The following is a 26,975-nucleotide window of genomic DNA, read 5'->3' on the forward strand; positions in this document are numbered from 1 at the left end:
TTGATGTTGATTTTTCAATCCTTGTAAGCCGATTTTTATCCATTTTTAGATTGAATGGAAAGAATTTAGAGTAATATTGCTCGTTTTCTTGCAGAGAGTATCTATTTTGAATCATTCTTCCCTCGGAATACGCTGACCCGTATAAGTAATTTTTTATCTTATTTGTGATTTTTGAAACTTTAATTGCAGTTTTGCTGATTTTATTTGCGATTTTCGGATTTTATTTGCAGTTCGTTGTTTAATTCACACTTACTTCTTCAAATAAAAAAAAGCACAAAGAATATCTTTGTGCTAATCGTCTATACCGAACTCGAACTTGTTTCTAAATTTTGAATTTCAAACAAATGATAGTAAGCTTCTTTTTTAGCCATTAATTCTTCATGCGAACCAATTTCGACAATATGACCTTGATCAATATAAACGATTTTATCTACATGTGTAATGGTAGATAATCTGTGTGCAATAAATATTGTTGTTCGGTTCTTTGCTAGCTCCTGAATCGCGTCTTGAATATATCTTTCATTTTCTAAATCAAGAGCTGAAGTAGCTTCATCAAATATTAGAATAGAAGGATTTCTTAAAAATACACGAGCTATTGCTACACGTTGTTTTTGACCACCAGAAAGCTTTACTCCTCTTTCCCCAACAAGCGTGTCATATCCATCTGGTAAACTCATGATAAAATCATGTGCATTGGCTGCTTTGGCAGCTGCAATAATTTCTTCTTCACTAGCACTCGGATTCCCATAACGAATGTTCGATTTTACAGTATCACTAAATAGAAAATTGTCTTGTAAAACGATACCGATTTTTTCACGCATACTTTTTAAATCAAAATCCCTTATGTCGACACCATCAATTTTAATAGACCCTTTTGTTACATCATAAAAACGTGGTATTAAACTAACTAACGAGGACTTTCCACCGCCACTCGATCCAACCAATGCAATCTTTTGACCAGGTTCAATTTGAAAAGTTACATCTTGAATGACCTCTGCATCAACGGCATTATATTGGAAAGATACGTTATTAAAGTGAATTTGACCATCTAACTTCTTTGCATAAATTGGATTATCTCGATTAACGATGTCATACTTTTCATCCATTAATTCAAAGACACGATCCATCGATGCAAACGATTGTGTTAATGCCGTTGAAGAATTCGCTAATCTTCTAAGTGGATCATATAAACGATCAATATATCCAACGAATGCTACCATCTCACCAAGTGTTAAGTGACCATGAATAACTTGATATGCAGAAAATCCGATAATTAATAATGGTCCAATATCAGTTAATGTATTTATAATTGTAAATGTTCTTGCATTCCACCCTGTATGTTTAAGAGCACGATCTAAAAACTCACCGTTTTTTTCTTTAAATAGTCCACTTTCATAATCTTCCAATGCAAAACTTCGTGTTACTTGCATCCCCTGAATTCTTTCTGTTAAGAACCCTTGTAAAACAGCTAAAGCTTGAGATCTTTGACGAGTCAAAAATCGAAGTCGACCAAAAAAGTACTTTACTGCTAATGTATAAAATGGCAAAACGATTAATGATACAAGCGTTAGCTTTACATCCATTGTTAACATGATTGTAACTGTGATTAAGATTGTAATTAAATCTAACCAAACATTCATTAATCCAGTAATAACAAAGTCTTTAGTAGATTCAACATCATTTATTACTCGTGAAATGACTTCACCTGTTTTTGCATTAGCATAATATCTTAAGCTGAGTTTTTGTAAATGTTTAAATAAATGATCTCTAATATCAAATAAAATTCGACTACCGATATATTGAGCATAATACTGTCTGAAATACTCAATAGGTGGTCTTACTATAACAAAAATCCCGAATGCAATTAACATGATGTAAATAAGATGTGAGCTTTTAGTTGCAATTGGTAATGATGAATTAATGATATTATCAACTACATATTTTAATAAAAACGGTAATATCAATGGGATTCCAAATTTAACGATACCTATAGCAATCGTTAAAAAAATATGAAATCGATATGGTTTAACAAATTTTAAATAACGTTTAATACTTCCCATATTTTCATCCTTTCATATCATTCAAAAAGAAACTGTTGAGCAATCTTTTTGAGATATTAATTCTCAAAAAGACTATGTCCGCTCAACAGTTTCGATTAATCACGATACATTAAGAAACGTTCATACCAATTATCAATAAAATCGGAAGCAAACGGCCCTTTTCGTTGATGAATTAATTCCTTTAAATAACCTAAGTTCTTTTTTAAGATTGGGTCAATAATAGGAGGATAATTCATTATTTGTCGATGATTCTCATATTCATCTTCATCTAACAGCACGTAAGTCATGTCTGGAAAAACTTTAATATCTAGATCATAGTCAATATACTTAATGGCACCATCTTCATAGACGAATGGTGAGCTAATATTACAGTAATAATAAACTCCATCTTCTCTAATCATTCCAATGACATTAAACCAATAATCCATATCAAAGTAACAAATTGCTGGCTCTCGTGTAACCCATGTTCTACCGTCCGATTCAGTTACAAGCGTGCGATCATTTGCGCCAATTACTAACTGCTGCGTCCCTTTTAAAATGGTTGTCTCTTCCCATATACGATGAATATGTCCATTATGTTTGTAACTATGTATCTGTATTTTTTCTCCTGGTTTGGGAACGTTCATTGTTTCTCCCTTCTTTCTAGTGTGGACGCATTTCAACACTTTATTTATACTTTACACTTCTATTATAACTAGTTCTTATCCATTTTTAAACAAAAGGGAGGTTAATTTGGTAAAATGCCCCATTGTTTTTTTATTTTAATGCAATTTTCCTCTCATCTGAGAAAGATTTAATAATTTGCTGTGTTTGGATTAAAAAGGTGTCTTGGATAGCTTTTAATTCAGATCTCATTATATGTATTTCATCTTGGATAGAAGACAATTTTGACAAATCCTCTAATTCAAATAGTTGGTTTTCAATTTCTTGACATCGTTCAATTTCTTCTTGAATCTTTATTAACTGATCCATTGTTTCAAGCTGACGACTTACCAATTCATCGAATACTTGCATACCATTCACCATCCTTATTTCATTATTACACTATTTCTTGAAAACTAACATAATCCCTTTGACTACATTTGACGATATTTGACTATTGAGAAGAAATTAATCATTCTATGTGGATTTAAATGTTGGACATAAATTACTCGTAGGTAAAAGAGCACCCTTAACATAAGGGTGCTCTTTTTGAACGTTCTTTATAACAACTAGACTGCATGATCTCTCATCAGACAGGAAGATGAATATAGAAAGTAAGACTATACTTACGATCTCCTCATCAACAGCGCACTTCTAGTAATTTTCTTTTAGGTAATTATTGTTGGTTTTGTTGTCCAAAGTTGCCAGAAGAAGATCTTTGTGCAGATTTTGCATTTGCTTCTCTTACAGCTTGAACATCAGTTTCACTTGCAAACTCTTGTCCAAAACTTTGGTTTTGTTGTCCAAAGTTTTTAGAAGCAGCTTTTTGAGTAGACTGAGCATTTGCTTGTCTAACTGCTTGAACATCAGTTTCACTTGAAAACTCTTGTCCAAAACTTTGGTTTTGTTGTTTTACTTTGCCAATGTTAGTTCCAGATGCTGTTTTTCCAGCATTGAATTGATTGTTGTTGTTCATGATTTATCACCTCCACGAATAATATGATGTCCATTAGTCGGAGGAATATGTAAAAAACTTTACTTTTTTTTTTGTTTATTGAACCATTTGAGTGGAAAACTATGAGAAGAAATTATAAGGAGGCTTATTATGTACGTAGGCAGAGATCTTTCAGAATTATCAATGACTCCAAAAACTCAGTGGAAAGATAGTGAATTGGAATACTATCATCATTCATTTCAGCAAATTACTGGTTATTTAAATATTGAAGGTAGCACAATGCAAAAAGAAATAATAAAAGAAATTGAATCACGTGGTGGTCTTCATAGAAATGAAGCAGACTGGACTAGTGGTACTCGCCCTACTATTGACTGAAGGGAATCATAAAGCACAAAAACCCCAACTCTTTGTTGGGGTTCTTTGTTTCATGACTGAAGCTTTTCGATTTGCTGATAAATTTTTTGATGCACTACCGGAAACGGGAGTCCTTTACACTCATCCAATGTTACCCATTTCTGATTACTTGATAAACTACCTTCATTTATTGCTTCTCCAACATATACTTCCATTTTCCATACAAGATGTGAAAAAACATGCTCAATATTAAATTGATAAGATAATCCTTCAACTACTAATTGAGATTCTTGATTTAAGAAAAAGCTAAGTGTATCACTTTTAGATAACAACGTTGATTGTAATTCAGCAGTTGGAAACTCCCACATATTAGCAAGTAATCCACTAGAAGGTCTTTGTTGAATTAAATATTGATTATTTCTATTCTTAATGACACCTACTACTAGATCAATCGGTTTTGGTGCCTTCTTTTTACTTTTTATCGGTAACTCAGTCACAACACCAGTTTCAAAAGCTAAACATTGTTCTCTCACAGGACATAGTAAACACGCAGGATTTGTTGGTGTACAGATTAATGCTCCAAGCTCCATTAAACCTTGATTAAATGCAGACGGATCTTCATGACTAATTAAAGCTCTTACAGCTTGTTCAAAAATTTTTCGATTTTTCGGTACACCAATGTCTTCCCAAATTGTTAATATTCTAGATAATACCCTCATTACATTCCCATCAACCGCTGGCTCTGGTTTACCGTATGCAATACTAAGGATCGCTCCAGCAGTATAGGGTCCTACACCTTTTAATTTACTTATTAATTCTGGCGTATCTGGTACTTTACCTGAATACTCTTCATGGACTTCACGGACAGCCGTTTGCAAATTTCTAGCTCTGGAATAATAACCAAGTCCTTCCCATGCTTTTAGTACTTTTTCTTCGTCGGCATTAGCCAAGTCAGCAATCGTAGGGAAATTTTGCATAAACTTATTATAAAAAGGGATTACTGTATCCACACGTGTTTGCTGAAGCATTATTTCTGAAACCCATACTCGATATGGGTCTTTATTCTTTCTCCAAGGTAAATCTCTTTGTTCTGCTAAAAACCAATTAACTAAATTATTTTTAAAGTCATTTTTGGGGAAAACTTCTAATGTCGTATTTAAATCATTATTCATAACTTATACCTTTCTCTAACGTCTATATGTTTTTGTTAATAGTCAATACTATAAAAATTAAAAGGGTAAGTAAAGGGAGGAACTAAATGGATACTGGTACTCATCTTGTAATGGGATTTACACTTGGCGGATTAGCAACCCTGAGTCCAATTGTCCTACATGACCCACATTTGACAAACTCACTCTTATTAACAACAATCATCGGATCACAATTACCAGACAGTGACACGATATTAAAATTAAGAAATAACGCAAAATATTTAAAACATCATCGTGGAATTACGCATTCAATTCCAGCAGTCATTTTATGGACATTATCACTTTCTGCCCTTATGACATTATTTAACAATAGAGAACACTTTGGACTCTATTTACTCTGGTCTTTCCTAGCAGTAAGTGTACATGTATTCGTTGATTTATTTAATGCCTACGGAACCCAAGCACTAAGGCCTTTTTCAAAACGCTGGATTGCTTTTGGCATCATTAATACTTTCGATCCAATTATTTTTGCAATCCATTTAGTTGGAGTTCCATTTGTTATTTTTCATTTTAGAGCCGGTCCGATCTGTGTCATGCTTTATTTCATTATGATTTTTTACTATGCGTTTAGATATCGACAAAAACAAATCGTGATTCAGACAGTCACAAAAAAATTACCAGATGTAAAACGTGTCTATGTTTCACCTTCTATAAAATACACTCATTATCATATTGTAGCAAGTACAGATTCTCATCATTACGTTGGCAAAATAAAGAAAAGAATCTTTAAAATCCACGACGTATTTAAAAGAATCCCGTTACCAGTAATTGAAGACGTAAAAGCAGCCTTTAAGGATGAAAACGTTAAATCATTCCTGGCATTTTCACCAGTTTATATTTGGGAATTGATTGGACATGACGACCATAAAGAATTAAGACTAATCGATTTAAGGTACAGGACCGAAACATACTACCCATTTGTCGCAGTAGTCAAATTCGACTACGAACATAATATTATCAGTTCATTCACAGGCTGGATTTTTAGCGAGAAAAAATTACAGAAAAAACTAAAAGTTGAATCTTAAAAAAACCAAAAAATAACCCTTAGCAATTTTTTGCTAAGGGTTATTAAATTAATGAAGAAGATTATCCTTCTCTTTCGTTTCTATCATTTCTAAACCTGGTGGCTTTGCAATTTTTATATCTGTTTCATGCAAATATTTTCCATATTGGAAAATAAATTGTTGAACAACCTTTTTAGACATTTGTTCTCCATGATATTCCCCAGCTTTAGCATAAGTTGCTTCAAAATCTTCCCATAACCATTCAACCCAAATTTTTGCTTGTGAGTATGTTAAATGACTATTTTCTTTTAGTAATAGCTCAGTTAATTGCTCTAAATATTTCTCCATTTAATTACACCTTCCAATTTTTAAACATTTATTATCATCATATCTAAATTCAAAATGGTCATCATATTGATGATGGTTCATTTCATCAATTAGTTTTAATCACTAGGAGGGATTTTTAAGATGACAACAAAAAGTGAACGTTTTTCAAAACAAAAGCATGATATGGCTATTGATGGTAATATAGATTACAAATCACAAAATGCTTCGATCCGTCCAAATGGGAGCATTAATACAAATCCAAGAGATCGTATGGCAAAAAGTAATCGAGATGAATAGAAATTTAACCAGGGGTTTTACATCCCTGGTTTCTTTAATAATGCGATTGGGATTCCTATTTCTTCTTCACTAGTGCTTTTATGCCCCCAAGCAAAAATACCATTCATATATGTGATCATAAATAATACACCGGGTTCTTCAATTAATTCATATTGTTCCCCAGGAATAAATTGACTTGCGTCTAATAAATATGATTGAGCCATCGTTTTTTTACGAAGTATAACTTCAAGTTCATTGATCATATCCATTTGTTCAGCTTTTCTAGCTTGATGATTCAAATTGCTGATTTCTTGAACTAATTCATCTTTCGTTAAATCACTATATCGTTTTGGAATTTCCATTTTAAGTCTCCTCTAAATCATTTAGATATTTTTATTATATCAAGCTAATAACACACAACCAATTAATTTAGGTCTTCCTCCTCTAAAATTAAAATTGCTTTTTCAATTAAATCAATTGGGAAACCTTTTCGAAATAATACTGTTTTCATTTTTTGAGTATATTCCCAGCCACTTAATTTTTCATATTTTTTTTTCGCTTTTCTAGCATGTATTAAAAGAGCTTGTAATTCATCATCTTCTTCACTTTCATATTGTGTTTCTTCAATTGCAATCGAAGTGATGTTTGCAGAATATCCTTTTCTTCTCAGCAGTTCTTCAAGCTTTGCCTTTTTTTGATTTGTTGAGTACTTCGAAAGTGCAGAAACCTTTTTTTGACAAAGTGAAATAGCATGTTGAATTTGTTTATCTTTTGGAAATAAAATTAAGCTTTTCTCTATTACAGAATTGTGAATACCTTTTGCTAGTAATTCATTCTTAATGATTGTTGGTCCTTTCAATGTCGTATTAATAGACGTACGGACATAACTTTCAGCGTATTTTTCTTCATTAATATAACCTTCTTCTACAAGTCGGATAATTGTTGTTTGTATTGTATCAATTAAGAATTCTTGCTTTGTTAAATATTGTTCTATTTCTTTTTTTGTTCTCATCATTCTAGATAAATAAACAATGCTAGAAAGATATGCCTTTCTAAGTTGATCGGCATTTAATATCTCTTCTAGTTCAAATGGCTCAAATGATTGACCTTTTTTTATGTTAAATTTAACAAGAGTATCAGCATCTACACTAAATGAATACTCTTCACCATTCCCACTATCTGTGTAAATATTAAATCGTTCTTTATTTATTTTTTGAACTTGAATTTTCGTTATTATAGACATAATTTACCTCAAAATAAATTTTGTTTTTATGTACACATAAAAATAATAATATCATATTATGTATTAAGGAGATGCGTGGATGAAGATTCTTCTTACAGGCGGTACAGGGTTTATTGGATCTCAATTAATAAATGAATTTATTCGACATGAAATTCAATGTTATATTGTCACAAGAAATATAAGAACATCATCTAATCCATTTATTACTTATATTAATTGGGATCAATTAACCTCGAATTCTTTTGGGGAGTCCATTGATGTAGTCATTAACTTAGCCGGTGAATCAATAAACAGCGGTAGGTGGACTAAACAATTAAAAGACAAAATTTTACAAAGTCGTTTAAAATCTACAAATATACTAATTACATGGTTTGAAAGACAAGCCCATCGTCCAAACCTTTTTATTAATGCTAGCGCAATAGGGTTTTATGGAACCTCGGGATCTATAACTTTTAATGAAGATGACAAGCCTATTTCAAATGATTTTTTAGCATCAACTGTAAGAGAATGGGAAACTGTTGCCAGAAAAGCTGAGGAACTGCGAATTCGGACTATTCTCGCTAGATTTGGTCTTGTTTTAGGGTTAAACGGTGGAGCACTTCCAAAAATGATTTTGCCTTATAAATTATTTATTGGTGGTCCTATCGGAAAAGGTACCCAGTGGATATCTTGGATTCATGAGAAGGATGTTGTTGGACTAATTCTTCATTCGATAAAAAATACCGAAATTAGAGGGCCAATCAATTTAGTGTCACCTAATCCAGTAACAATGAACGAGTTTAGCAGATCCCTTTCAGCAGCTTTACATCGACCGAATTTATTGAAAGTTCCAAATTTTGCCTTTCAATTATTACTTGGTGAAATGAGTATGCTAGTTTTAGAAGGCCAAAAAGTTATGCCTTCTAAAGCCATTCAAACTAATTATAACTTTCAATTCCCAACTTTAAAAGAAGCTTTACTGTTAACTTTAAATTAGTATTTGAAAGGATTTATCATGAATCTATTATTTAAAAATGCAACCATTTTTCCCATTACATCTCAAGTTTTATATAACCATGATTTGTTAATTGAAAATGGGAAAATTAAAGAAATTGCACCTGAGATTTTTTCGATTGAAGATCAAACAATTGTCATAGAATGTGCAGGAAAACCACTTTTTCCAGGTTTTATTGATGTACACACTCACTTAGGACTATATGACGAAGGAACTGGTTGGGCTGGAAATGATGCGAATGAAACAATTGAAGTATTGACTCCACATATTCGATCAATGGATGGAATATTGCCACTTGATGTTGCTTTTACTGATGCAATCCAACATGGAATTACAACAGCTCATATTATGCCTGGTAGTGGAAATGTAATTGGTGGAACAACTTGTACAATTAAAACATATGGTAAAAGTGTCGATAAAATGATTATTCAAGAACCGTCTGGATTGAAAATCGCTTTTGGTGAAAATCCAAAAAGAACTCACAGTAACGGGAATAAAGAATCAATTACTAGAATGGGTATTATGGGAATGCTTCGTGAAGCATTCTATGAAGCTAAAAACTCGCATAACCCAGATGACTTTCGAATTTTACCAATTATTAAAGCTTTAAATAGAGAAATTCCAGTACGAATTCATGCTCATCGTGCAGATGATATTTTATCAGCTATACGTTTTGGCGAAGAATTTAACTTAGATATACGAATTGAACATTGTACAGAAGGTCATTTAATTATTGACCATCTAAAGGATCGAAACCTTCAAGTATCTGTTGGTCCTACATTAACTAGACGTTCAAAAATCGAATTAAAAAATAAATCCTGGACTACATACAAAGCTCTTGCTGATATTGGGGTAAGTGTTTCAATTACAACTGACCACCCTTATACGCCAATTCAGTATTTAAATGTATGTGCAGCTATAGCAGTTCGAGAAGGTTTACCTGAGCTCGAAGCTTTAAAAGCAATTACGATTAATCCAGCAAAAAATCTTAATTTATCTCATAGAATTGGTAGCTTAGAAATTGGTAAAGACGGTGATGTAGTATTATGGTCCCATCATCCGTTTCATTATATGGCTAAACCATTACTCACTGTCATAGATGGTAGAATTGTGTATAAAAATATCGAATAATTTTAGTTTGCAATTTGAACAAAATCGTTTATTATAGTATAGTAAGAACGTTTGCGGTAAATTAAATAGAAAGTGTGAAAACACTTTTCTTATATAGTATTTTAACGGGAAAGGCAAATGGTGAGCCACCAGTAAATCGCTGGTCCTAGTGGGTTCGATTCCCACCCCGAAATTTTAGGGTGCATTAAAAAATTATTCATAATTTATTCATAATTAATGCACTTCACAGGACTTTAAATTTTATTGTTTAGTCCTCACAAAAATTTCGCGGGTGGCGTAACCTTCTTTCGCTACCCTTATTATGAGGAGGAGTAGAGATGCTGAAACAGCGAGATTTACAAGATTGTTCTGTACTTTTTGAACTTATGGTGCATCCTGATGTCTTTCCCTTTGTGCGCCATAAAGCAAATTCGTACGAAGAATTCTTATTTATCACAAAACAAGCAATCGAACTAGAAGAACAAGGAAAAATGATATCAAGAACAATCTTAGATGAGTGGGGTAACCCTATTGGTAACATTTCTTTACATGATATTGAAGATGGATATGGCTTTTTAGGAACTTGGTTAGGCAAACCTTTTCACGGAATGGGTTATAATAAACCAGCAAAAGACGCTTTCTTCCATGAGTTATTTCACGATTTAGGAATCAACTCTATTTTTATGCGTATTCGTAAAGTGAATAAACGCTCTTTTTATGCTGCAAGTAAACTACCATACGCATCATTAGCAAATGAATCACGTAAATGTCTATATGATGAAATAAATCAAAATGAAGAAATTTACGATCTATTTGAAATTACTAAAGACAATTATTTATTGCATACAATGCGTGAAGATTACCAACAACATGAAGTTACACATTTAAAAGAAGCATAATTAAGTATATCAGCCACAAAAAATGGAGAGACTTACTAAGGATTTTATAACTTAGCGAGGTGTTTTTTGTGGATAAACGAAAAGATAAAACGAGACGTAATTTAAGTTCTACTCAAGAAGTATTATATGCAAAGGAATTTAAAAGAGCTGATCGTGCTGCAGGTTATACTAATTTTAATGGCATAGGCAAATAATTTTATTCAAAAAGGCTTTCTTAGGAAGCCTTTTTTGTTTTTCTAGAATAACTTTATAACCAGTAATGCTCCGTATAACCATCTTGCAAAATTTACAATATCTTATTTAAATTTCACTTGATTCAATAATATAAACCGAGGACGGTCTAACATAATATTCCTTACTAAGTTTTTCCTTTATTCGATGCATTTCATCTTCAATTTTTTCTCCTCGAACAAAAGATCCCCCTTCGATTCCATTCTGATCATCTAGTAAAACATACCAAGAAAATCGAAACTCCTTCATAAAAATTCACCCTTTAAAATAAGAAACTAAAAATGACTATTTTTCATTATATTCACTAACCTCAAATTTATTTTAGTCAATCGTCTAAATAATCTTAAAAAGCTTATAAAATAAACTGCCCTTTAAATGTTAGACGCCTACTAAAATTTAAAGGACAGTTCAAAGTAATTAGTTTTATTAACAAGTTTGACATTCTTTCATTTGAGTTAATAGTTGATAAGCATGATTTACACTTTCATTTGATGGTGGTTGAATATCTTTTAAAGGATATTTTAATCCTAATACTTCCCATTTATAAACTCCTAATTGATGATATGGTAAAATTTCTATTTTTTCCACGTTACTTAAAGTGTCTATAAAGCCACCTAGTTTTATTAGATCCTCTTCAGAGTCGGTCATTCCAGGAACTAAGACATGTCTAATCCAAACCGGGATATTTCTCTTGTCCAAGTATTTAGCAAAGCATTTAATCTGCTCATTTGATTTTCCCGTAAGTTTTATATGTTTTTTTTCATCAAAATGCTTTAAATCTAATAATACTAAATCTGTGTATTCTAATACTTCGTCTAATTTTAATAGAAAGTTTGGATCAGTACTGAAACATCCACCAGATGTATCAATCGTTGTATGAATCCCATTTTTTCTACAAGATTTAAACAGTTCTAATAGAAAGTCTAATTGTAATAATGGTTCTCCACCACTAACCGTAACGCCACCTCCAGATGATCTCATAAATGGGATATAGGTCTTGATATCCTTCATTACTTGATCAACTGATATTTCTTTACCTACTCCAATTTTCCACGTATCTGCGTTATGACAATATTGACATCTTAATAAACATCCTTGAGTAAAGATTACATACCTAAGACCTGGTCCATCAACAGTTCCACAAGTTTCAATTGAATGTATATTTCCTGAAACCATTGTCATTCACCTCTTAACTATTATTTTCCTAATTTAGTAAAAACATTAAAGCCTAGTGAAGCATTTCCCTCACTAGGCATGAATTACAGGGATTTTTACATAGAACCGTGGAAAGTTCTATTTATTACGTCAATTTGTTGTTCCCTAGTTAGTTTTATGAAGTTAACTGCATAACCCGAGACTCTAATCGTTAATTGTGGATATTCTTCAGGATGTTCCATCGCATCCATTAATGTTTCTCGATTGAATACATTTACGTTTAAGTGATGTCCGCCCTTTTCTGTATAACCATCTAACATAGCTACTAAGTTTAATTTTTGTGTACTCTCATCTTTACCTAATGCTTTTGGAACGATTGAGAAAGTATTTGAAATTCCATCTTGTGCATCTTCATAAGGTAATTTTGCTACAGAACTTAATGATGCTAACGCTCCGTTTGTATCGCGTCCGTGTAATGGGTTAGCACCAGGGGCAAATGGTTCACCTGCTTTTCTTCCGTCTGGTGTATTACCTGTCTTTTTACCATATACAACATTTGACGTAATCGTTAGAACTGATGTTGTATGAATTGAATTACGATATGTTTTATGTTTTCTTACTTTAGCCATAAAGCTTTCAACAAGTTCAACTGCAATGTCATCAACAAGATCATCGTTGTTTCCGTATTTTGGATACTCTCCTTCAATTTCGAAATCAACGACAATACCATTCTCATCTCGAATTGTTTTAACTTTTGCATGTTTAATAGCAGATAATGAATCAGCACAAACTGACAAGCCAGCGATACCTGTTGCCATTGTACGTTTTATATTTGCATCATGTAGTGCCATTTCAATTCGTTCATAGCTATATTTATCATGCATATAGTGAATACAATTTAATGTATTAACGTATAAGCCTGCTAACCAATCTAATAAAACATCAAACTTAACTTTTACTTCTTCATAGTCAAGATACTCTGATGTAATCGGAGCATACATAGGTGCTACTTGTGCTTTCGACTTTTCATCTTTACCACCATTAATTGCATATAACAATGCTTTAGCTAGATTTGCACGTGCACCAAAGAATTGCATTTGTTTACCGATTGTCATAGCAGAAACGCAACATGCAATACCATAATCATCACCATATTCCGGACGCATGATATCATCATTTTCATATTGAATTGAGCTAGTTTTAATTGACATTTTAGCGCAATATTGCTTAAATCCGACTGGTAATTTTGCTGACCAAAGTACTGTTAAGTTAGGTTCTGGAGCCGGTCCTAAGTTATCTAATGTATTTAAAAAGCGGAACGAGTTTTTCGTTACAAGTGGACGACCATCTATTCCAATTCCACCGATTGATTCAGTTACCCATGTAGGATCACCAGAAAATAATTCATTATAATCAGGTGTACGAGCAAACATAACTAATCGTAGTTTCATTACAAAATGATCGACTAATTCTTGAGCCTCTTGTTCAGTTAAAGTATTTTCTTCAAGATCGCGTTCAATATATATATCTAAAAATGTCGATACTCGGCCTAAGCTCATTGCTGCTCCATTTTGCTCTTTTATTGCTGCTAAATAGCCAAAATATAACCATTGGAAAGCTTCTTTTGCATTTGTTGCAGGTCCAGAAATATCAAATCCATGTTTTGCAGCCATTTGTTTTAATTCATTTAATGCACGGATTTGTTCATTTAGTTCTTCACGATCTCGTATTACTTCTTCTGACATAACACTTGTCGTTTTATTTAAAGTATCAATTTTATCTTTAATCAGTCGATCTACACCATATAATGCTACTCTTCTATAGTCACCTATAATTCTTCCACGACCATATGCATCAGGTAGACCTGTAATAACACCCGAACGTCTTGCTGCTTTCATTTCTGCTGTATAAGCATCAAATACGCCTTGATTATGTGTTTTTCGGTATTCTGAAAATATTTTGCTTATTTCTTCGTCAACTTTATATCCATAGGATTCACAAGCTGCCTCAGCCATTCGAATCCCACCATATGGTTGTAATGATCGTTTAAAAGGTTTATCCGTTTGGAATCCAACAATTTGCTCTAATTCTTTCTCTAAGTAACCAGGTTCATGTGAAGTGATTGTAGATACAATTTTCGTATCCATATCTAAAACTCCGCCCTTTTGGCGTTCTTCTTTAGATAATTTAAGTACTATATCCCAAAGTTTGCTAGTTGCATCTGTTGGCCCAACAAGAAAAGATTCATCCCCAACATAAGATTTAACATTTTTTTGAATAAAGTTTCTTACATCAATCGATTTTTCCCATCGTCCAGTTTCAAATTGTCTCCATTGTTCCATCGTATTACTCCTCCTCTTCTGCATATAATACAGAAAGTTAATTAAGTATATAACAGATTACGTATTTAATTTATCATACGATGAACTGAAACTTTCACTTATATTATGAACATATTGTGAAACATTGAACAAAGTAATTAAGAAGTTAACTCATATAAACAACTAATTCTTTCCACTAAATTACATTTGCTTCATATATATAGTAATTCACTCTGAAAACTTTCCAGTTAAACAACAAACTGTTATACTCAAAAGATAGTTACTGTATTAGCAAATTCACTAAAAAAGTGGACAAGACATTCACAATCCGGATATACGATAATACAATGGTTAATACAAAAATGAATAATCTCAAATTGAACAATGTTTCTTTAAAGGAGTAATTATGAATACAAAACTAAATCTTTCTAATTCGATTAATGAAAAATTAAATTTAATATATAATGAACAAATTCAAAAAGTTTTAAAAGAAGAACAATTATTAATCGGAACAAAACAATATGTTTCTCAAGACACAACGATTTTAGAAGATGCTATTACTGCCCTTCTTCTTGGTAAAAATATATTATTAAAAGGACCAACAGGAAGTGGTAAAACGGTTTTAGCTGAGACTCTTTCAAAATTGCTTTATCAACCGATGCATAGCATAAACTGTTCAGTTGATTTAGATTTAGAAGGTATTGTTGGATACAACACAATTGCCTCTAATTCGAACGGATCTGAAGTAGTTTTCATCGATGGACCTTTAATGAAAGCAATGAAAAAAGGTCATATTTTATACATCGATGAAATTAACATGGCTAAACCAGAAACATTACCATTACTACATGGTGCACTTGATTATCGAAAAATGATTACAAATCCATTTACTCAAGAAGTAGTTAAAGGTGACGAAAACTTTAGGGTAATCGCCGCAATAAATGAAGGATATGTAGGAACAAGCGAATTAAATGAAGCTTTAAAAAATCGCTTCATTATTATAGATGTTCCATACATTAACGGGGAATCATTACTTCAGTTATTAAAAGATGAATCTGAACTAAAAGATGAAGACCTACTAAAGAAATTCACAAGCTTTTCAAGTGATTTAATCCCATTAGCAAGTGAAGGCAGAATTAGTGAAGATGCAGCAAGTATTCGCGGTGTTCTTGACGCATGTGATTTATCTGTTCATATACCAGTACTTCGAGCAATTGAACGCACAATTATCGCTAAATTAAGTGATGACATTGAGCGTGAGACTGTTAGAGAACTAGCTGAAAGTTATTTTCTTTCTTGAAATGAGTGATGATTAACATATGAAACAAATCATTTTTAACAATAAAAAAATCGACGCTTCCACTTTTCTTCAAATGGAAAATTTATCGATTTCTCTTTCGAAAGATCGAAGTTCATTTTTAGAATTTGATTTTCAGGCGTATTACGACGATGAAGAGCAAAAATTTACTGTAAGTCATTTTTGGGATACACAAGAGTATAATACACAGCTACAAGGTTTGAAATCAGATGTATACTTAAAAGCTTTAGGTAATAAACATTACTCAGATTTTAGTGAATTCAAAGATACACTAAAGGAATTACAGGAAACTCATTTAAAAAGTTTTTTCACACAATTGTTTGTCCTTCTTGAGGATATCCGACTTGAAGAGTTAATTATTCATCAAAGACCAGGTACAAGACAGTTATTTTCTACGAGAAAAAGAATATATAGACATTATTTTCAATCACAATTTAAAGCAAATGAAATGCGTAATTTCCAATTAGATCAATTGTTTTGTTTAATTTATCTTTCACTTACTTCTACTCAATTAACTTATCAAATGAATGAACAACTCGAGGATATTTTACCAATCCTCTTCCAAGCGTTTGAAGCTAAGAAAACAAGTGATGTTTCTTCCATTGTATTTAGAGTGCAGCAGAGACTACTCTCATTGTATAAGGAAGATATGATTCACACATATTTTGGCTATTTACCGTTAAATAAAATTAACGAATTAGCTTCATGTAATAGTAAAGTAAAAGAGCTTCAAAATGACGACCAGCAAGAGGGTCTTGATGAAAGAAATAGCGAAGACGAAAGATTATCAACCTGGCATAGAGAAAGCAAAAATAATGAAACAGATGATAATTTTTTACGATTTGAAGTTGAAAGTGGTACAAAAACTTCTATTAAAGCAAACTTTGCACGTGAAGAAGAGGCCAGCGATCAGGCAATTGCAAATGCATTTGGTTCCTCCAAACAAGGGGAAAATAAAAAGTCAAAACAAACTGATTCATATGAGGCTACGAATTCATCCTCTTCACAGCAAAATCCTTTTGGTAAATACAATAGTAATGTTTCTATTAAATATAAAGAGGCAATTGGGCAAACAGTTACCGAAAAGAAACAGTATTCTACATTGTCTTCAATGGTATCTAAAGATGTTAAAGAACTAAGAAAAACGATTGAAAAATCATTAGAAAATAAACAAAATGCACCTACTGATAAATACTATGGCAGGTTAAATAAAAAATGGATTCGACTTTTCACAGAAGAAAATCCTAAAATGTTTTATAAAAAACAAACTGAATCGAAAGAATTAGATGCCGTTTTCTACTTATTAGTTGATTGCTCTGGATCGATGTTTAATAAAATGGATGAAGTGAAAAAAAGCGTCATTTTATTCCATGAAACATTAAAACAATTAAAAATCTCTCATAGCATTAGTGGCTTTTGGGAGGATGCTTCAAATGCAACAAAAGAAGACAAACCAAATATTTTACATCAAGTCATTCCGTTTTCAAGCTCTTTATCGCCTTCAGTAGGTCCAAACATTATGCAACTTCAAGAAGAAGAGGATAATCGTGACGGCTTAATGATTCGAATTGTTTCAGAAGAACTCGCTAAACGTTCGGAAAAGCATAAATTTTTGCTCGTGTTTACAGATGGCGAACCTTCAGCATTAGATTATTTCCAGGATGGGATTATCGATACACATGAAGCAGTTAAACAAGCTAGAAAACTTGGAATTGAGGTAATCGGTACATTCATTGAGGAAGAAGAACATCAAGAAGAAACTTCACAATTAATGAAAAATATTTATCAGCACCATTACTTAATCGCCTCAAATGCAGAAGATTTAAGACTTCAACTAAAACCAATGTTAAAAAAATTATTATTAAGAAGCATAGAATAAGATAGTTGTCCATAAAATGAAAAGAAATAGGCTTACTAGTGGCCTATTTCTTTTTATTTTATAAATTTTGTCGAACAGATTTACATAACGAAATCGTATTTCCTATTGATTTTTAAAATTAAACGGAGTACGATAAATTTTGACGACTTAGAGAGATGCATATTTAAAGAAAAGCTAGTGAATAACCGCTAGTTTGTTTTGTATTTAAGGGGGATTAGGACTATGCCTACTTCAATTAAAGCAACATTTTCACGTGTACGATTCGTATTACTGGTTGCGTTAGTAGTTTGGCTAAAAACGTATATTGTTACTCTGTTTGGATTCGATTTAAAAATTGATACAGTCTTTCAAAATGTAATATTATTTATTAGCCCTTTGGCATCCTCATTATTCCTTGTAGGGATCGCACTTTTTTTCAAAGGGAAAAAACGGAATACGATCGCGCTATTGATTAATTTCATTTTAACCTTGCTTTTATGTGGAAACGTTTTATTTTACGGATTCTTTAACGACTTCATAACATTACCAGTGCTGTTCCAAACTAGTAATATGGGTGATTTAGGATCAAGTGTAAAAGAACTAGCAAGCTTTAAAATTCTATTTATGTTTATTGATATTCTTATCCTATATTTGATCTCAAAGAAATTTCCTAAATTTTCAAACACTGGTCGTGTACCTTCATTTATGAAGTCAACTTACTATTTAATAACGATTGCAATTGCAGTTTTAAACTTAGGTTTAGCTGAAATGGAAAGACCTGAATTGCTTACTCGTTCGTTTGATCGTGAAATGCTAGTAAAAAATCTTGGATTATATGTTTACCAAGGTTATGATTTATCACTTCAAACAAAGACTTCAACACAAAAGGCCTTTGCAGATAGCAGTAAATTAACTGAAATTGAAAACTATGTAAATAGTAACGGCGCAAAAGCAAATGCAAAGCTTTTCGGTAAATATAAAGGTAAAAATGTTATTGTTATTTCTTTAGAGTCAATGCAAAATTTCACAATTGGCGCAAAGGTTAATGGTAAAGAAATAACTCCATTTTTAAATAAATACATTAAAGAAAGTTATTATTTTGACCACTTCTATCACCAAACTGGTCAAGGAAAAACATCTGATGCTGAGTTCATTATTGATAACTCTTTATATCCATTAGACCGCGGTGCTGTCTATTTTACACATGCAAATAACGAATATATGGCTACTCCTGAAATTTTAAAATATCAAGGCTATTATTCAGCTGTTTTCCATGCAAATAATAAAAGCTTCTGGAATCGAAATGTAATGTACCCTTCTTTAGGCTACGATCGCTACTTTAATGAAGTAGATTATAATATTACCGATGAAAACTCTGTAAACTGGGGATTAAAGGATGAAGATTTCTTTGAACAATCACTTCCTCTTTTATCACAAGTGAAACAACCGTTTTATACTAGATTCTTAACTTTATCAAACCACTATCCTTTCGTACTTGATCCACAAGATCAATACATTGATCAATATAATTCTGGTGACGAGACACTTGATCGTTATGTAACAACAGTACGATATATGGATGAATCAATTAAACACTTTGTTGAAGGTCTGAAAAAATCAGGTCTATATGATAATACAATTCTTGTTATGTATGGTGATCATTATGGTATTTCTGAAAACCATAATCGTGCAATGGCTCAGTTCTTAGGTAAAGACGAAATTACTCCATATGACCATATGGATTTACAACGTACGCCATTTATTATTCATTTACCTAAGCAAAAACAAGGTCAAACGATCTCAAAGGTTGCTGGTCAAATTGATGTAAAACCTACCATTCTTCATCTGTTAGGCGTTGATACAAAAACAGATATTGAATTTGGTAAAGATCTATTTAGCCCAGATTATTCGGAATTCATTGTTTTCCGTGATGGCAGCTTCGTTACAAGTAAATATTATTATGTAGCTGGCTCTAATGAATTTTATAATCGATTAACTGCTGAAAAAGTAGAAGTTCCTGATCAAGAAGCGAAACTACTAATTGATAAAGCCAAAAAAGAGCTAACACTTTCAGATAATATTGTTTACGGTGATTTATTCCGTTTCTACAGTGGCAACAAGCATAAAACAGGTACAATGCAAACAATAACTGACCCAAATCAGTAAAGTGTACTTCAAAAGAACCTCACAGTCTAGTTATTAAATTTTTAGTTTGTCAACAGTCTGAATATGAAAATCATTTTTTTGTATTTTATCTATACACCGAGAGATGCTTTTACAAGCATCTCTTTTTGTTATAATATGGTATTTATACATAGTTTTTTAATTAAAATATAGTGGGAGGATATTAATTGTATAAAAACTCTAAGTTATTATTTTGGACGATCGAACTACTATTATTATTCTTAGTCTTATTCGTTGGAACAAAAATATCATTCTTATTTCAACCAATTGCTATTTTAATTAGTACTTTATTTGCGCCAATACTTGTCTCAATCTTTCTATATTTCCTATTTGCACCAATAGTTGATTTTTTAGAGCGAAAAAAAGTGCCCCGCTCGATAGGCATTCTTCTTCTCTATCTCGGATTAATCCTAATTGCTGTAGTATCTATCATTAATGTATTCCCAACCTTAACTGAACAATTTAAAGATTTGGTAAATAATATGCCAACAATTGTAAATGAAGCAACAAATAAGATTGGCCTATTAGAGAAATGGTTAGGAAGTCAAAATTACGTTGAAATTAAAGATTTAGAAAAGAAAGTTGCAGACTATGCCCTAGTATTTATCGGTGGCATAACTGGTGGAATTGGTGCATTTTTCAATATTTTAAGTAATGTAACGTTAATCATATTAACAGTTCCATTTATACTGTTTTATATGTTTAAAGATGGTCATAAATTTCCAGCTGCGATGTCTCGTTTTTTACCACAAAGCTTAAGGAATGAAGCAATTCATATTGCAAATGAAACAAGCGAAACATTGGCTTCTTACATTCAAGGTCAAACGATTGTTTGTATTTTTGTTGGAATTGGAACATTTATTGGATATAGTATTATCGGCATACCTAATGCCTTAATTTTAGCGTTAGTAGCTGCTATTACAAATATTATCCCTTACTTTGGCCCGTTTATTGGTGGAGCTCCTGCAGTGATCGTTGCTTTTCTAATTTCTCCTAAATTAGCTTTATTCGTTGTACTGATCATTTTAATTGTTCAACAAATTGATTCCAACTTAATCTCACCATATATCATGGGGAAAAAGTTAAATATTCATCCTTTAACGATTATTCTATTATTATTATTCGCTGGTAACTTTGCAGGTGTACTTGGTATGGTTTTAGCTGTGCCAACATACGCAATATGTAAAGTAGTGATTGTTAATATAACTAGAATCATCAATTTAAGGAAAAAAGCGAAATTCGCGGATAAGATTATTGATGACGATATTGAAACAAATATCGAAATAAACATTAATAACGATAACGAGCCAAAAGAATAAATAAGAGCAAGAATAATGAAGCCGGAGTGATATTCACTCTTAACACTTCCTTTATTCCTGCTCTTTCTTTTTACAATTTAAACGTCTCTCTTCCCTGCTCTCTATTTAAGAGCCATTCTTTCCTCCACAGTCCACCAGCATAGCCTGTTAGCTTACCATTTGACCCAATAATGCGATGGCATGGAACGATGATACTTAATGGATTTCTTGCATTTGCATTCGCAACAGCTCTTACTGCCTTCGGGTTCCCTATACGATTAGCAATATCTGCATATGAAGCAGTTTCTCCATATTTAATTTTAACTAATTCCCGCCACACACTTTCTTGAAAAGGAGTTCCTTTTGCAATTGACTGAATACTAAATTCCTTCCTAAATCCACTGAAATATTCAATCAATTCATTTCCTGCATTCTTCAAAGAAGGTGGCACTATTTTTTGAATTTCGTCATTCTCTTCTTTGACAAAATCAATAAATGCTACTCCTTTTTCATTCCCAACGATCCTTAATGTACCTAACGGAGTGTCTATATAAGCTGTATCTAATTGATTCATAAATCATTCTCCTAGATTATTTATCTAAATTTGGAAAATACTCCATTGCTTCAATACATTGATTATAACCGTTTCGCTTATAAAAATTAACACCTTGTTCGCTTGGCCAAACAATAACAAATTCGAAGTTCATTTCGCCTACCCATTTATTAACTTGGGAGATTAATTTTCCTCCAATCCCCTTCTCTCGATAATCCTTTAATGTATATACATTCGTCATGAAAGCAAAAGGTTTAGTCACTCTACCAGGTCGAGGTACTTTTTGAATAAGTTCAATATAAATATGGGAAACAATTGTACCTTCTATTTCAGCAACCCATATGTACCATTGTTTACTGTTTATTGCATTTAGTAAGAAATCACGACATTCACTGTAAAAGTCATTGTATTCGCTCTCTTTCATTCTTCCAGTCTCGTAATCTTCTAAAGTAAAGTCCCATCTCATCTTAATTAATTGATCTATATCTTTTATTTCTGCCAACCTCAAATTCATTTTATTCCCCCCTTAATCCTCTGTACCTAAAACATCGGTATTAGGTGGAATATAACCCATCTGTCGAGCCATCGCGACAATTTGTCCTTTATGATGATATTCATGTGTGATCGTATGTACTAGCAATTTCATCGGTGTGATAGATATTTCTTCATTATGCTCTCTCCATGGAATCTTTCTAACAATTGATTTATTCAAACGGTCAACTGTCATATCCAATAATTCACTCACGAATAAATCAGCTTGATCAAATCTTGATTTAATATCATCAAGACTAAGATTTACAACGTTTTCCTTCGTCGTAATTGGCTTTTTCGTTTTCAATAATATAAAAGATCCAATCCATGCAATATAACATTCAGCCATATGTAGTAAAGTTTCTCTAACACTTTTGAAACCAAACCCGTCTAATTTACGAGTAAAATCCTCTGGCTTTAATTCACCACAAAAATTTAACAATGCCTCACGATTTTCTTTTACCCATTGATATTCCTTCAGATTCACTACAGTCACCTCTTACAATTTTGATTAATTAAGCTATTCTACTAAGAGGTAAAAATTACCTTTAAGTAAAAAAATAAAGGCCTGTATATACCTACAGACCTTTTTGTTTATACAAATAACTTTAAACTTACTTGAACAATTAATAAAACAGAAACTGAAATTAATAGAATTCTGGCTAGCTTCATTGGAACAAATTCTGCAAATCTTAACCCTACTTGATTACCAACAATTGAAGCAGCAGCCATCGTCACAGCAATTTTCCATTGGAAGTGCCCTGTCATATAAAATATGATAAATGCTGATAAACAACTCCCAAAATTTAATACTCTAGCCAACTGAACTGCATTAACATAAGTAAATCCTTTTTTAATAAAATACAAGATTGCAAATGTTGAAGAACCTGGACCGAAGCCCCCGTCATAAACACCAATCCCCGTTAAGATACCCCTATCTAACAATGTTTGCTTTTCAACACCACTTTTATTCGTAGTTTCATAGTTCCACTTTTTACTTGCAAACGTTAACCATAACGAACCAGTTAATAAAACTAATGCCACGATATTCATTACCTGTTCATCTAACATACTCGTTACAAATGCACCAATTCCCCCACCAATAAACGAAACGAATATAAATTGAAAAATGACTGAGGCCTTAAAATCTTTCTTTTTAATTGTGTAAAGGATACTACTAAACGACCCTAAACCTGAAGCAAACTTATTTGTGGCAATACCCGTTTGAATAGGAATGCCAAGAAAAATCATCATCGGGAGAGTAATTAATCCTCCACCACCTGCTAATGTTCCAACTACTGCTGCACCGATTCCTAAAATAAAAAGTAATAATAGTGAGTCCATTTTCCTATCTCCCTTTTTTGCGTCTATCCTTACTATACACAAAATATTCAAAAAAAGGGAAACTAAAGACCTCATTATATGTGGATGATTATGGAATAGCAGGACTAAGGAGAGAAATTAAAGGGGAGTTGGGACTTTATCACTAAAGTGAGGAACTTGATAAAATGTAAAACTGACTTTAAGAAAGCACTAAAAGACGACCTGCAATTAAATGAAGAATTGGTGCAAATAAACGATGAACTGCAATTAAACGAAGAATTGGTGTGATAAAAGACGAACTGCAATTAAATGAAGAATTGATGCAAATAAACGATGAACTGCAATTAAAATCCCAAGAATCGCAAATAAGGTAGAAAAATAACTATAGTGGTAAAGGAATTAGAACATAATAATTGTACTGAAGTAGCTAATTTCATATGGAATAATAGCAAAATTGCTCTAAGTTTTCTCTAATCTGATAAAAAACGAAAAAAATTTGCTAGTTTACTATAAAGAGTAGCAGTAAAATTCATCACAAATGAATAATACTGACAAGATACCCCACCTCAACATAAAAAGGGCTTGCCCACTCGTCAATTAATCTGACTTATGGACAGCCCTCTATATTAAAAAATACTCAAGTTATATCGTGAAGCCAGTAACTCTAATAATTTAATACCAGCTATACTATTTCCTTTTTCATCAAGTGACGGTCCATAAACACCAATTCCAAATCGGCGAGGTACCGCACCCATAACACCACCAGAAACACCACTTTTAGCAGGAATTCCAACTTTAATCGCAAACTCACCCGATGCATTATACATCCCACAAGTAACCATAAAAGTGTTACAAATCTTTGCTACTTTTTCAGGTATAAGCTGCGCTTTAGAAATTGGATCCCAACCATCAAGTGCGAAAATAAGTCCAATTCTCGCCATTTCTAAACAGTTTACTTCGATTGAACATTGTTTTGTATATAAATCTAATAACAATTCAACATCTTCAGTAATAATTCCATACTCTTTCATAAAGTAACAAAGCGATCTGTTCAAGTGCGCTGTTTCAAATTCAGATGTAGCAACTTCTTTCGAATAAGAAAGATCTTTATTACCTGTTAAAACCCTCATAAAGTTTAATAGTCGATTAAAGCGATCATTTATACTATGACCTTTAATCATACTTGTAACTGCCAAAGCCCCCGCATTAATCATTGGATTTAACGGCTTTCCAGCAGACCTAACTTCTAATTTTGCAATTGAATTAAACGGATCACCTGTAGGCTCCATCCCTACTCGCTCAAATACAAAATCTTCTCCACGATCCATTAAAACTAAAGCTAGCGAAATTACCTTCGAAATACTTTGCAAAGTAAAACGAATGCTCGTATTACCAGCTTCAAAATGTCGTCCATCAGGCAAAAACACAGCCAATGATAAATCCTTTTTATTTGCCTTTGCAAGAGCAGGAATATAATTGGCTACTTTTCCATACTGAATAAACTCCTTTGCTTCTTCAATAAGGACTTTCAATTCCTCCATGTTGTGAACTTCTTTTTCCTCTCGAAAACCAGTCTGCGTCATTAAATCACCTGTTTATTTTATTTTTAAGGGAAAAGCCATTCCCAAAATCACTTTATAAGAGTATGCCTACAATAATTAAATCCCTACCTACTCTTCACGTTTTTCTTATCTACTTCTCCTACCAGACCTGCCCTCATTTCTTGATTTCCCTGTACTTCTTGAATTTCCCGTATTTCCTGTTCTTTCCGCTCTACCTGCATTTCTTGATCTATCTGCTCTGCTTGCACTTCCCGTTCTCTCTGCTCTGCCTGCATTTCCTGTTCTTTCTACTCTACCGGCATTTCCTGTTCTATCAGTTCTGCCTGCATTACCCGTTCTTTCCGCTCTACCTGCATTTCTCGATCTTTCTGTTCTGCCTGCATTTTCTGTTCGATCCGCTCTGCCTGAACTTTCTCCTCTTTCCATTTCTATTCTCTTAATTGAAAGATTAAGCTCTTTTTCAATTACTCTCATATCTTGAAAATCTTTTGGAGTAGCAAATGTTATCGCAATACCAGTATCTCCTGCACGTCCTGTTCTTCCAATTCGATGTACATAGCTTTCTGTATCCAATGGTATATCGTAGTTGAATACGTGAGTAACACCTTCGACATCAATTCCTCTAGCTGCTACATCTGTTGCTACAAGATATTGTATTTTAGCTTCGCGGAACATTTTCATAACTTTTTCGCGCTTGCCTTGGGTTAGATCTCCGTGTAATTCTTCAGATAAAAGACCTTTTCCTTTAAGCTGTTCATTTAATTTATTAGCTCTTCTTTTTGTTCTGCAAAAAATAATTGCTAGAAACGGCTCTGCTTCTTTGATTTGATTCAATAATGCATTAAATTTACCGCGATCTGTTGTTTCAATAATTAATTGTTCAATTTCATCTAGTGTAATTCTTTTAGCTTTTACTTTAATTATTTCTGGCTTTTTCATGTAACGCTTTGCAAGTGATTGGATTTGATCTGGCATTGTAGCAGAAAATAATAAGGTTTGTCTCGACACAGGAGTTTGATTGATAATATCTTCTACCTCGTGTAAAAATCCAATATGTAACATTTGGTCTGCTTCATCGAGCACTAGGAAATCAACTTTATCTAATTTTATTGTTCCTCGTCTTAAATGGTCTAAAAGTCTACCAGGTGTTGCAATGATTAAATGTGCACCACTTTTTAGTTTACGAGCTTGTTGGTCAACATCTTGTCCGCCGTACACAGCAAGTACTCCAAAATCTTCACTAACAATCCTTTTAGCTTCAGCAGTTATTTGAAGGGCCAACTCTCTTGTTGGAGCAACGACTAATGCTTGTGTATGTGGTAATTCTAAATTAATTCTTTCTAGGATTGGAAATAAGAACGCAAATGTTTTACCAGTTCCTGTTTGCGCCTGTCCTATTAAATCCTTACCTTCAAATACAATTGGAATTGCCTTCTCTTGAATCGGAGTAGGCTCTGTTATCCCTAATTCAGTTAAATACTCAGTTAATTCCTCACTTAAACCTAAACTAGAAAATTTATTCATTAATTTTACCTTACTTTCTATTTTCTATCATTATAAATAATA

The 26,975-nt window shown here is 32.6% G+C and carries 28 protein-coding genes; 11 read left to right on the forward strand and 17 right to left on the reverse strand.

The genetic code is table 11. The features are described 5' to 3' along the window. Window positions 1–299: 299 nt before the first annotated feature. From COJ46_RS00060 to COJ46_RS00075, 4 genes are all read right to left on the reverse strand, one after another. Window positions 300–2,060 carry an ABC transporter ATP-binding protein gene (locus tag COJ46_RS00060; protein ID WP_097978297.1) on the reverse strand — a complete coding sequence of 587 codons (1,761 nt, stop codon included), beginning with the start codon at window positions 2,058–2,060 and terminating at the stop codon, window positions 300–302. 95 nt (window positions 2,061–2,155) lie between these two features. Beyond that, window positions 2,156–2,686 (reverse strand): nucleoside tri-diphosphate phosphatase, encoded by a 531-nt coding sequence (ntdP, locus tag COJ46_RS00065; protein WP_097978298.1) that lies wholly within the window; start codon window positions 2,684–2,686, stop codon window positions 2,156–2,158. Between the two features lie 130 nt (window positions 2,687–2,816). Next, complete coding sequence (locus COJ46_RS00070) at window positions 2,817–3,074, reverse strand: YgaB family protein (protein WP_025671838.1); 258 nt, start codon at window positions 3,072–3,074, stop codon at window positions 2,817–2,819. A 304-nt stretch (window positions 3,075–3,378) separates the two neighbouring features. Beyond that, window positions 3,379–3,678 (reverse strand): gamma-type small acid-soluble spore protein, encoded by a 300-nt coding sequence (locus COJ46_RS00075; protein WP_097978299.1) that lies wholly within the window; start codon window positions 3,676–3,678, stop codon window positions 3,379–3,381. Between the two features lie 129 nt (window positions 3,679–3,807). Here COJ46_RS00075 and COJ46_RS00080 point away from each other — a divergent pair, with 129 nt between their 5' ends. Then, on the forward strand, window positions 3,808–4,032 hold the full coding sequence (locus COJ46_RS00080; protein ID WP_056468341.1) for a hypothetical protein: 225 nt from the start codon (window positions 3,808–3,810) through the stop codon (window positions 4,030–4,032). Between the two features lie 50 nt (window positions 4,033–4,082). Here COJ46_RS00080 and mutY read toward each other — a convergent pair whose 3' ends face one another. Next, the gene (mutY, locus tag COJ46_RS00085) at window positions 4,083–5,183 is read right to left on the reverse strand and encodes an A/G-specific adenine glycosylase (protein WP_097978300.1); all 1,101 of its coding nucleotides are present in this window, start codon (window positions 5,181–5,183) and stop codon (window positions 4,083–4,085) included. An 86-nt stretch (window positions 5,184–5,269) separates the two neighbouring features. Between mutY and COJ46_RS00090 the strand changes: the two genes are divergently transcribed. Continuing rightward, a complete protein-coding gene (locus COJ46_RS00090) occupies window positions 5,270–6,247 on the forward strand; it encodes a metal-dependent hydrolase (RefSeq protein WP_097978301.1) in 978 nt (325 codons plus the stop codon). A 48-nt stretch (window positions 6,248–6,295) separates the two neighbouring features. Here the strand turns inward: COJ46_RS00090 and COJ46_RS00095 are convergent, their stop codons facing one another. Continuing rightward, window positions 6,296–6,574: a YfhJ family protein gene (locus COJ46_RS00095; RefSeq protein ID WP_097978302.1), complete on the reverse strand. Its 279-nt coding sequence runs from the start codon at window positions 6,572–6,574 to the stop codon at window positions 6,296–6,298. Window positions 6,575–6,694: 120 nt separating this feature from the next. Between COJ46_RS00095 and sspK the strand changes: the two genes are divergently transcribed. After that, entirely contained in the window at window positions 6,695–6,850 is a 156-nt protein-coding gene (sspK, locus tag COJ46_RS00100; RefSeq protein WP_084007022.1) for a small acid-soluble spore protein K, read from the forward strand. Window positions 6,851–6,867: 17 nt separating this feature from the next. Here sspK and COJ46_RS00105 read toward each other — a convergent pair whose 3' ends face one another. Then, complete coding sequence (locus COJ46_RS00105) at window positions 6,868–7,191, reverse strand: YfhH family protein (RefSeq protein ID WP_069035247.1); 324 nt, start codon at window positions 7,189–7,191, stop codon at window positions 6,868–6,870. A 62-nt stretch (window positions 7,192–7,253) separates the two neighbouring features. Next, a complete protein-coding gene (recX, locus tag COJ46_RS00110; RefSeq protein WP_097978303.1) occupies window positions 7,254–8,072 on the reverse strand; it encodes a recombination regulator RecX in 819 nt (272 codons plus the stop codon). A gap of 79 nt (window positions 8,073–8,151) precedes the next feature. On the opposite strand from recX, the gene COJ46_RS00115 reads away from it, so the two are divergent. The 4 genes from COJ46_RS00115 to COJ46_RS00130 all read left to right on the forward strand — a co-directional run bounded on the left by COJ46_RS00115 (window position 8,152) and on the right by COJ46_RS00130 (window position 11,269). Continuing rightward, window positions 8,152–9,048 (forward strand): TIGR01777 family oxidoreductase, encoded by an 897-nt coding sequence (locus COJ46_RS00115; protein ID WP_097978304.1) that lies wholly within the window; start codon window positions 8,152–8,154, stop codon window positions 9,046–9,048. Window positions 9,049–9,066: 18 nt separating this feature from the next. Further along, window positions 9,067–10,197, forward strand: coding sequence for an amidohydrolase (locus tag COJ46_RS00120; RefSeq protein ID WP_025671592.1), 1,131 nt, complete (start codon window positions 9,067–9,069; stop codon window positions 10,195–10,197). 317 nt (window positions 10,198–10,514) lie between these two features. Next, window positions 10,515–11,075 (forward strand): GNAT family N-acetyltransferase, encoded by a 561-nt coding sequence (locus tag COJ46_RS00125; protein WP_025671591.1) that lies wholly within the window; start codon window positions 10,515–10,517, stop codon window positions 11,073–11,075. Between the two features lie 68 nt (window positions 11,076–11,143). Next, complete coding sequence (locus COJ46_RS00130; RefSeq protein ID WP_069035250.1) at window positions 11,144–11,269, forward strand: YfhE family protein; 126 nt, start codon at window positions 11,144–11,146, stop codon at window positions 11,267–11,269. Between the two features lie 106 nt (window positions 11,270–11,375). On the opposite strand, the gene COJ46_RS00135 is transcribed toward COJ46_RS00130, so the two are convergent. From COJ46_RS00135 to pflB, 3 genes are all read right to left on the reverse strand, one after another. After that, on the reverse strand, window positions 11,376–11,555 hold the full coding sequence (locus COJ46_RS00135) for a hypothetical protein (RefSeq protein ID WP_091023201.1): 180 nt from the start codon (window positions 11,553–11,555) through the stop codon (window positions 11,376–11,378). Between the two features lie 177 nt (window positions 11,556–11,732). Next, complete coding sequence (pflA, locus tag COJ46_RS00140) at window positions 11,733–12,482, reverse strand: pyruvate formate-lyase-activating protein (protein WP_098565568.1); 750 nt, start codon at window positions 12,480–12,482, stop codon at window positions 11,733–11,735. A 95-nt stretch (window positions 12,483–12,577) separates the two neighbouring features. Beyond that, window positions 12,578–14,803, reverse strand: a complete 2,226-nt coding sequence (gene pflB / locus COJ46_RS00145; RefSeq protein WP_420488157.1) for a formate C-acetyltransferase — start codon at window positions 14,801–14,803, stop codon at window positions 12,578–12,580. A 385-nt stretch (window positions 14,804–15,188) separates the two neighbouring features. On the opposite strand from pflB, the gene COJ46_RS00150 reads away from it, so the two are divergent. The 4 genes from COJ46_RS00150 (at window position 15,189) to COJ46_RS00165 (ending at window position 21,461) form a co-directional block, all read left to right on the forward strand. Next, window positions 15,189–16,082 carry an ATP-binding protein gene (locus COJ46_RS00150; protein ID WP_097978307.1) on the forward strand — a complete coding sequence of 298 codons (894 nt, stop codon included), beginning with the start codon at window positions 15,189–15,191 and terminating at the stop codon, window positions 16,080–16,082. Window positions 16,083–16,101: 19 nt separating this feature from the next. Further along, window positions 16,102–17,979, forward strand: a complete 1,878-nt coding sequence (locus COJ46_RS00155) for a vWA domain-containing protein (RefSeq protein ID WP_097978308.1) — start codon at window positions 16,102–16,104, stop codon at window positions 17,977–17,979. A gap of 222 nt (window positions 17,980–18,201) precedes the next feature. Further along, window positions 18,202–20,124 carry an LTA synthase family protein gene (locus tag COJ46_RS00160; protein WP_097978309.1) on the forward strand — a complete coding sequence of 641 codons (1,923 nt, stop codon included), beginning with the start codon at window positions 18,202–18,204 and terminating at the stop codon, window positions 20,122–20,124. Window positions 20,125–20,309: 185 nt separating this feature from the next. Further along, window positions 20,310–21,461, forward strand: coding sequence for an AI-2E family transporter (locus COJ46_RS00165; protein ID WP_097978310.1), 1,152 nt, complete (start codon window positions 20,310–20,312; stop codon window positions 21,459–21,461). Between the two features lie 70 nt (window positions 21,462–21,531). On the opposite strand, the gene COJ46_RS00170 is transcribed toward COJ46_RS00165, so the two are convergent. From COJ46_RS00170 to COJ46_RS00195, 6 genes are all read right to left on the reverse strand, one after another. Next, window positions 21,532–22,014, reverse strand: a complete 483-nt coding sequence (locus COJ46_RS00170; RefSeq protein WP_097978311.1) for a methylated-DNA--[protein]-cysteine S-methyltransferase — start codon at window positions 22,012–22,014, stop codon at window positions 21,532–21,534. Window positions 22,015–22,030: 16 nt separating this feature from the next. Then, on the reverse strand, window positions 22,031–22,507 hold the full coding sequence (locus COJ46_RS00175) for a GNAT family N-acetyltransferase (RefSeq protein WP_097978312.1): 477 nt from the start codon (window positions 22,505–22,507) through the stop codon (window positions 22,031–22,033). A 12-nt stretch (window positions 22,508–22,519) separates the two neighbouring features. Then, a complete protein-coding gene (locus COJ46_RS00180; RefSeq protein ID WP_097978313.1) occupies window positions 22,520–23,011 on the reverse strand; it encodes a DinB family protein in 492 nt (163 codons plus the stop codon). A 107-nt stretch (window positions 23,012–23,118) separates the two neighbouring features. Then, on the reverse strand, window positions 23,119–23,868 hold the full coding sequence (locus COJ46_RS00185) for a sulfite exporter TauE/SafE family protein (RefSeq protein WP_097978314.1): 750 nt from the start codon (window positions 23,866–23,868) through the stop codon (window positions 23,119–23,121). A gap of 605 nt (window positions 23,869–24,473) precedes the next feature. Then, window positions 24,474–25,430: a glutaminase A gene (gene glsA, locus COJ46_RS00190; protein ID WP_097978315.1), complete on the reverse strand. Its 957-nt coding sequence runs from the start codon at window positions 25,428–25,430 to the stop codon at window positions 24,474–24,476. A gap of 105 nt (window positions 25,431–25,535) precedes the next feature. Then, a complete protein-coding gene (locus COJ46_RS00195; RefSeq protein ID WP_098565569.1) occupies window positions 25,536–26,933 on the reverse strand; it encodes a DEAD/DEAH box helicase in 1,398 nt (465 codons plus the stop codon). Window positions 26,934–26,975 lie beyond the last annotated feature (42 nt).

This window comes from Bacillus sp. AFS077874 (genome assembly GCF_002566505.1).
In the GTDB taxonomy this organism is placed as follows: domain Bacteria; phylum Bacillota; class Bacilli; order Bacillales; family Bacillaceae_G; genus Gottfriedia.

Excerpts from the sequence above, each read along its gene's own strand:
- COJ46_RS00060 (WP_097978297.1), bottom strand. The coding sequence starts at position 2,060 with ATGGGAAGTATTAAACGTTATTTAAAATTTGTTAAACCATATCGATTT.
- ntdP (WP_097978298.1), bottom strand. The coding sequence starts at position 2,686 with ATGAACGTTCCCAAACCAGGAGAAAAAATACAGATACATAGTTACAAA.
- COJ46_RS00070 (WP_025671838.1), bottom strand. The coding sequence starts at position 3,074 with ATGCAAGTATTCGATGAATTGGTAAGTCGTCAGCTTGAAACAATGGAT.
- COJ46_RS00075 (WP_097978299.1), bottom strand. The coding sequence starts at position 3,678 with ATGAACAACAACAATCAATTCAATGCTGGAAAAACAGCATCTGGAACT.
- COJ46_RS00080 (WP_056468341.1), top strand. The coding sequence starts at position 3,808 with ATGTACGTAGGCAGAGATCTTTCAGAATTATCAATGACTCCAAAAACT.
- mutY (WP_097978300.1), bottom strand. The coding sequence starts at position 5,183 with ATGAATAATGATTTAAATACGACATTAGAAGTTTTCCCCAAAAATGAC.
- COJ46_RS00090 (WP_097978301.1), top strand. The coding sequence starts at position 5,270 with ATGGATACTGGTACTCATCTTGTAATGGGATTTACACTTGGCGGATTA.
- COJ46_RS00095 (WP_097978302.1), bottom strand. The coding sequence starts at position 6,574 with ATGGAGAAATATTTAGAGCAATTAACTGAGCTATTACTAAAAGAAAAT.
- sspK (WP_084007022.1), top strand. The coding sequence starts at position 6,695 with ATGACAACAAAAAGTGAACGTTTTTCAAAACAAAAGCATGATATGGCT.
- COJ46_RS00105 (WP_069035247.1), bottom strand. The coding sequence starts at position 7,191 with ATGGAAATTCCAAAACGATATAGTGATTTAACGAAAGATGAATTAGTT.
- recX (WP_097978303.1), bottom strand. The coding sequence starts at position 8,072 with ATGTCTATAATAACGAAAATTCAAGTTCAAAAAATAAATAAAGAACGA.
- COJ46_RS00115 (WP_097978304.1), top strand. The coding sequence starts at position 8,152 with ATGAAGATTCTTCTTACAGGCGGTACAGGGTTTATTGGATCTCAATTA.
- COJ46_RS00120 (WP_025671592.1), top strand. The coding sequence starts at position 9,067 with ATGAATCTATTATTTAAAAATGCAACCATTTTTCCCATTACATCTCAA.
- COJ46_RS00125 (WP_025671591.1), top strand. The coding sequence starts at position 10,515 with ATGCTGAAACAGCGAGATTTACAAGATTGTTCTGTACTTTTTGAACTT.
- COJ46_RS00135 (WP_091023201.1), bottom strand. The coding sequence starts at position 11,555 with ATGAAGGAGTTTCGATTTTCTTGGTATGTTTTACTAGATGATCAGAAT.
- pflA (WP_098565568.1), bottom strand. The coding sequence starts at position 12,482 with ATGGTTTCAGGAAATATACATTCAATTGAAACTTGTGGAACTGTTGAT.
- pflB (WP_420488157.1), bottom strand. The coding sequence starts at position 14,803 with ATGGAACAATGGAGACAATTTGAAACTGGACGATGGGAAAAATCGATT.
- COJ46_RS00150 (WP_097978307.1), top strand. The coding sequence starts at position 15,189 with ATGAATACAAAACTAAATCTTTCTAATTCGATTAATGAAAAATTAAAT.
- COJ46_RS00155 (WP_097978308.1), top strand. The coding sequence starts at position 16,102 with ATGAAACAAATCATTTTTAACAATAAAAAAATCGACGCTTCCACTTTT.
- COJ46_RS00160 (WP_097978309.1), top strand. The coding sequence starts at position 18,202 with ATGCCTACTTCAATTAAAGCAACATTTTCACGTGTACGATTCGTATTA.
- COJ46_RS00170 (WP_097978311.1), bottom strand. The coding sequence starts at position 22,014 with ATGAATCAATTAGATACAGCTTATATAGACACTCCGTTAGGTACATTA.
- COJ46_RS00175 (WP_097978312.1), bottom strand. The coding sequence starts at position 22,507 with ATGAATTTGAGGTTGGCAGAAATAAAAGATATAGATCAATTAATTAAG.
- COJ46_RS00185 (WP_097978314.1), bottom strand. The coding sequence starts at position 23,868 with ATGGACTCACTATTATTACTTTTTATTTTAGGAATCGGTGCAGCAGTA.
- glsA (WP_097978315.1), bottom strand. The coding sequence starts at position 25,430 with ATGACGCAGACTGGTTTTCGAGAGGAAAAAGAAGTTCACAACATGGAG.
- COJ46_RS00195 (WP_098565569.1), bottom strand. The coding sequence starts at position 26,933 with ATGAATAAATTTTCTAGTTTAGGTTTAAGTGAGGAATTAACTGAGTAT.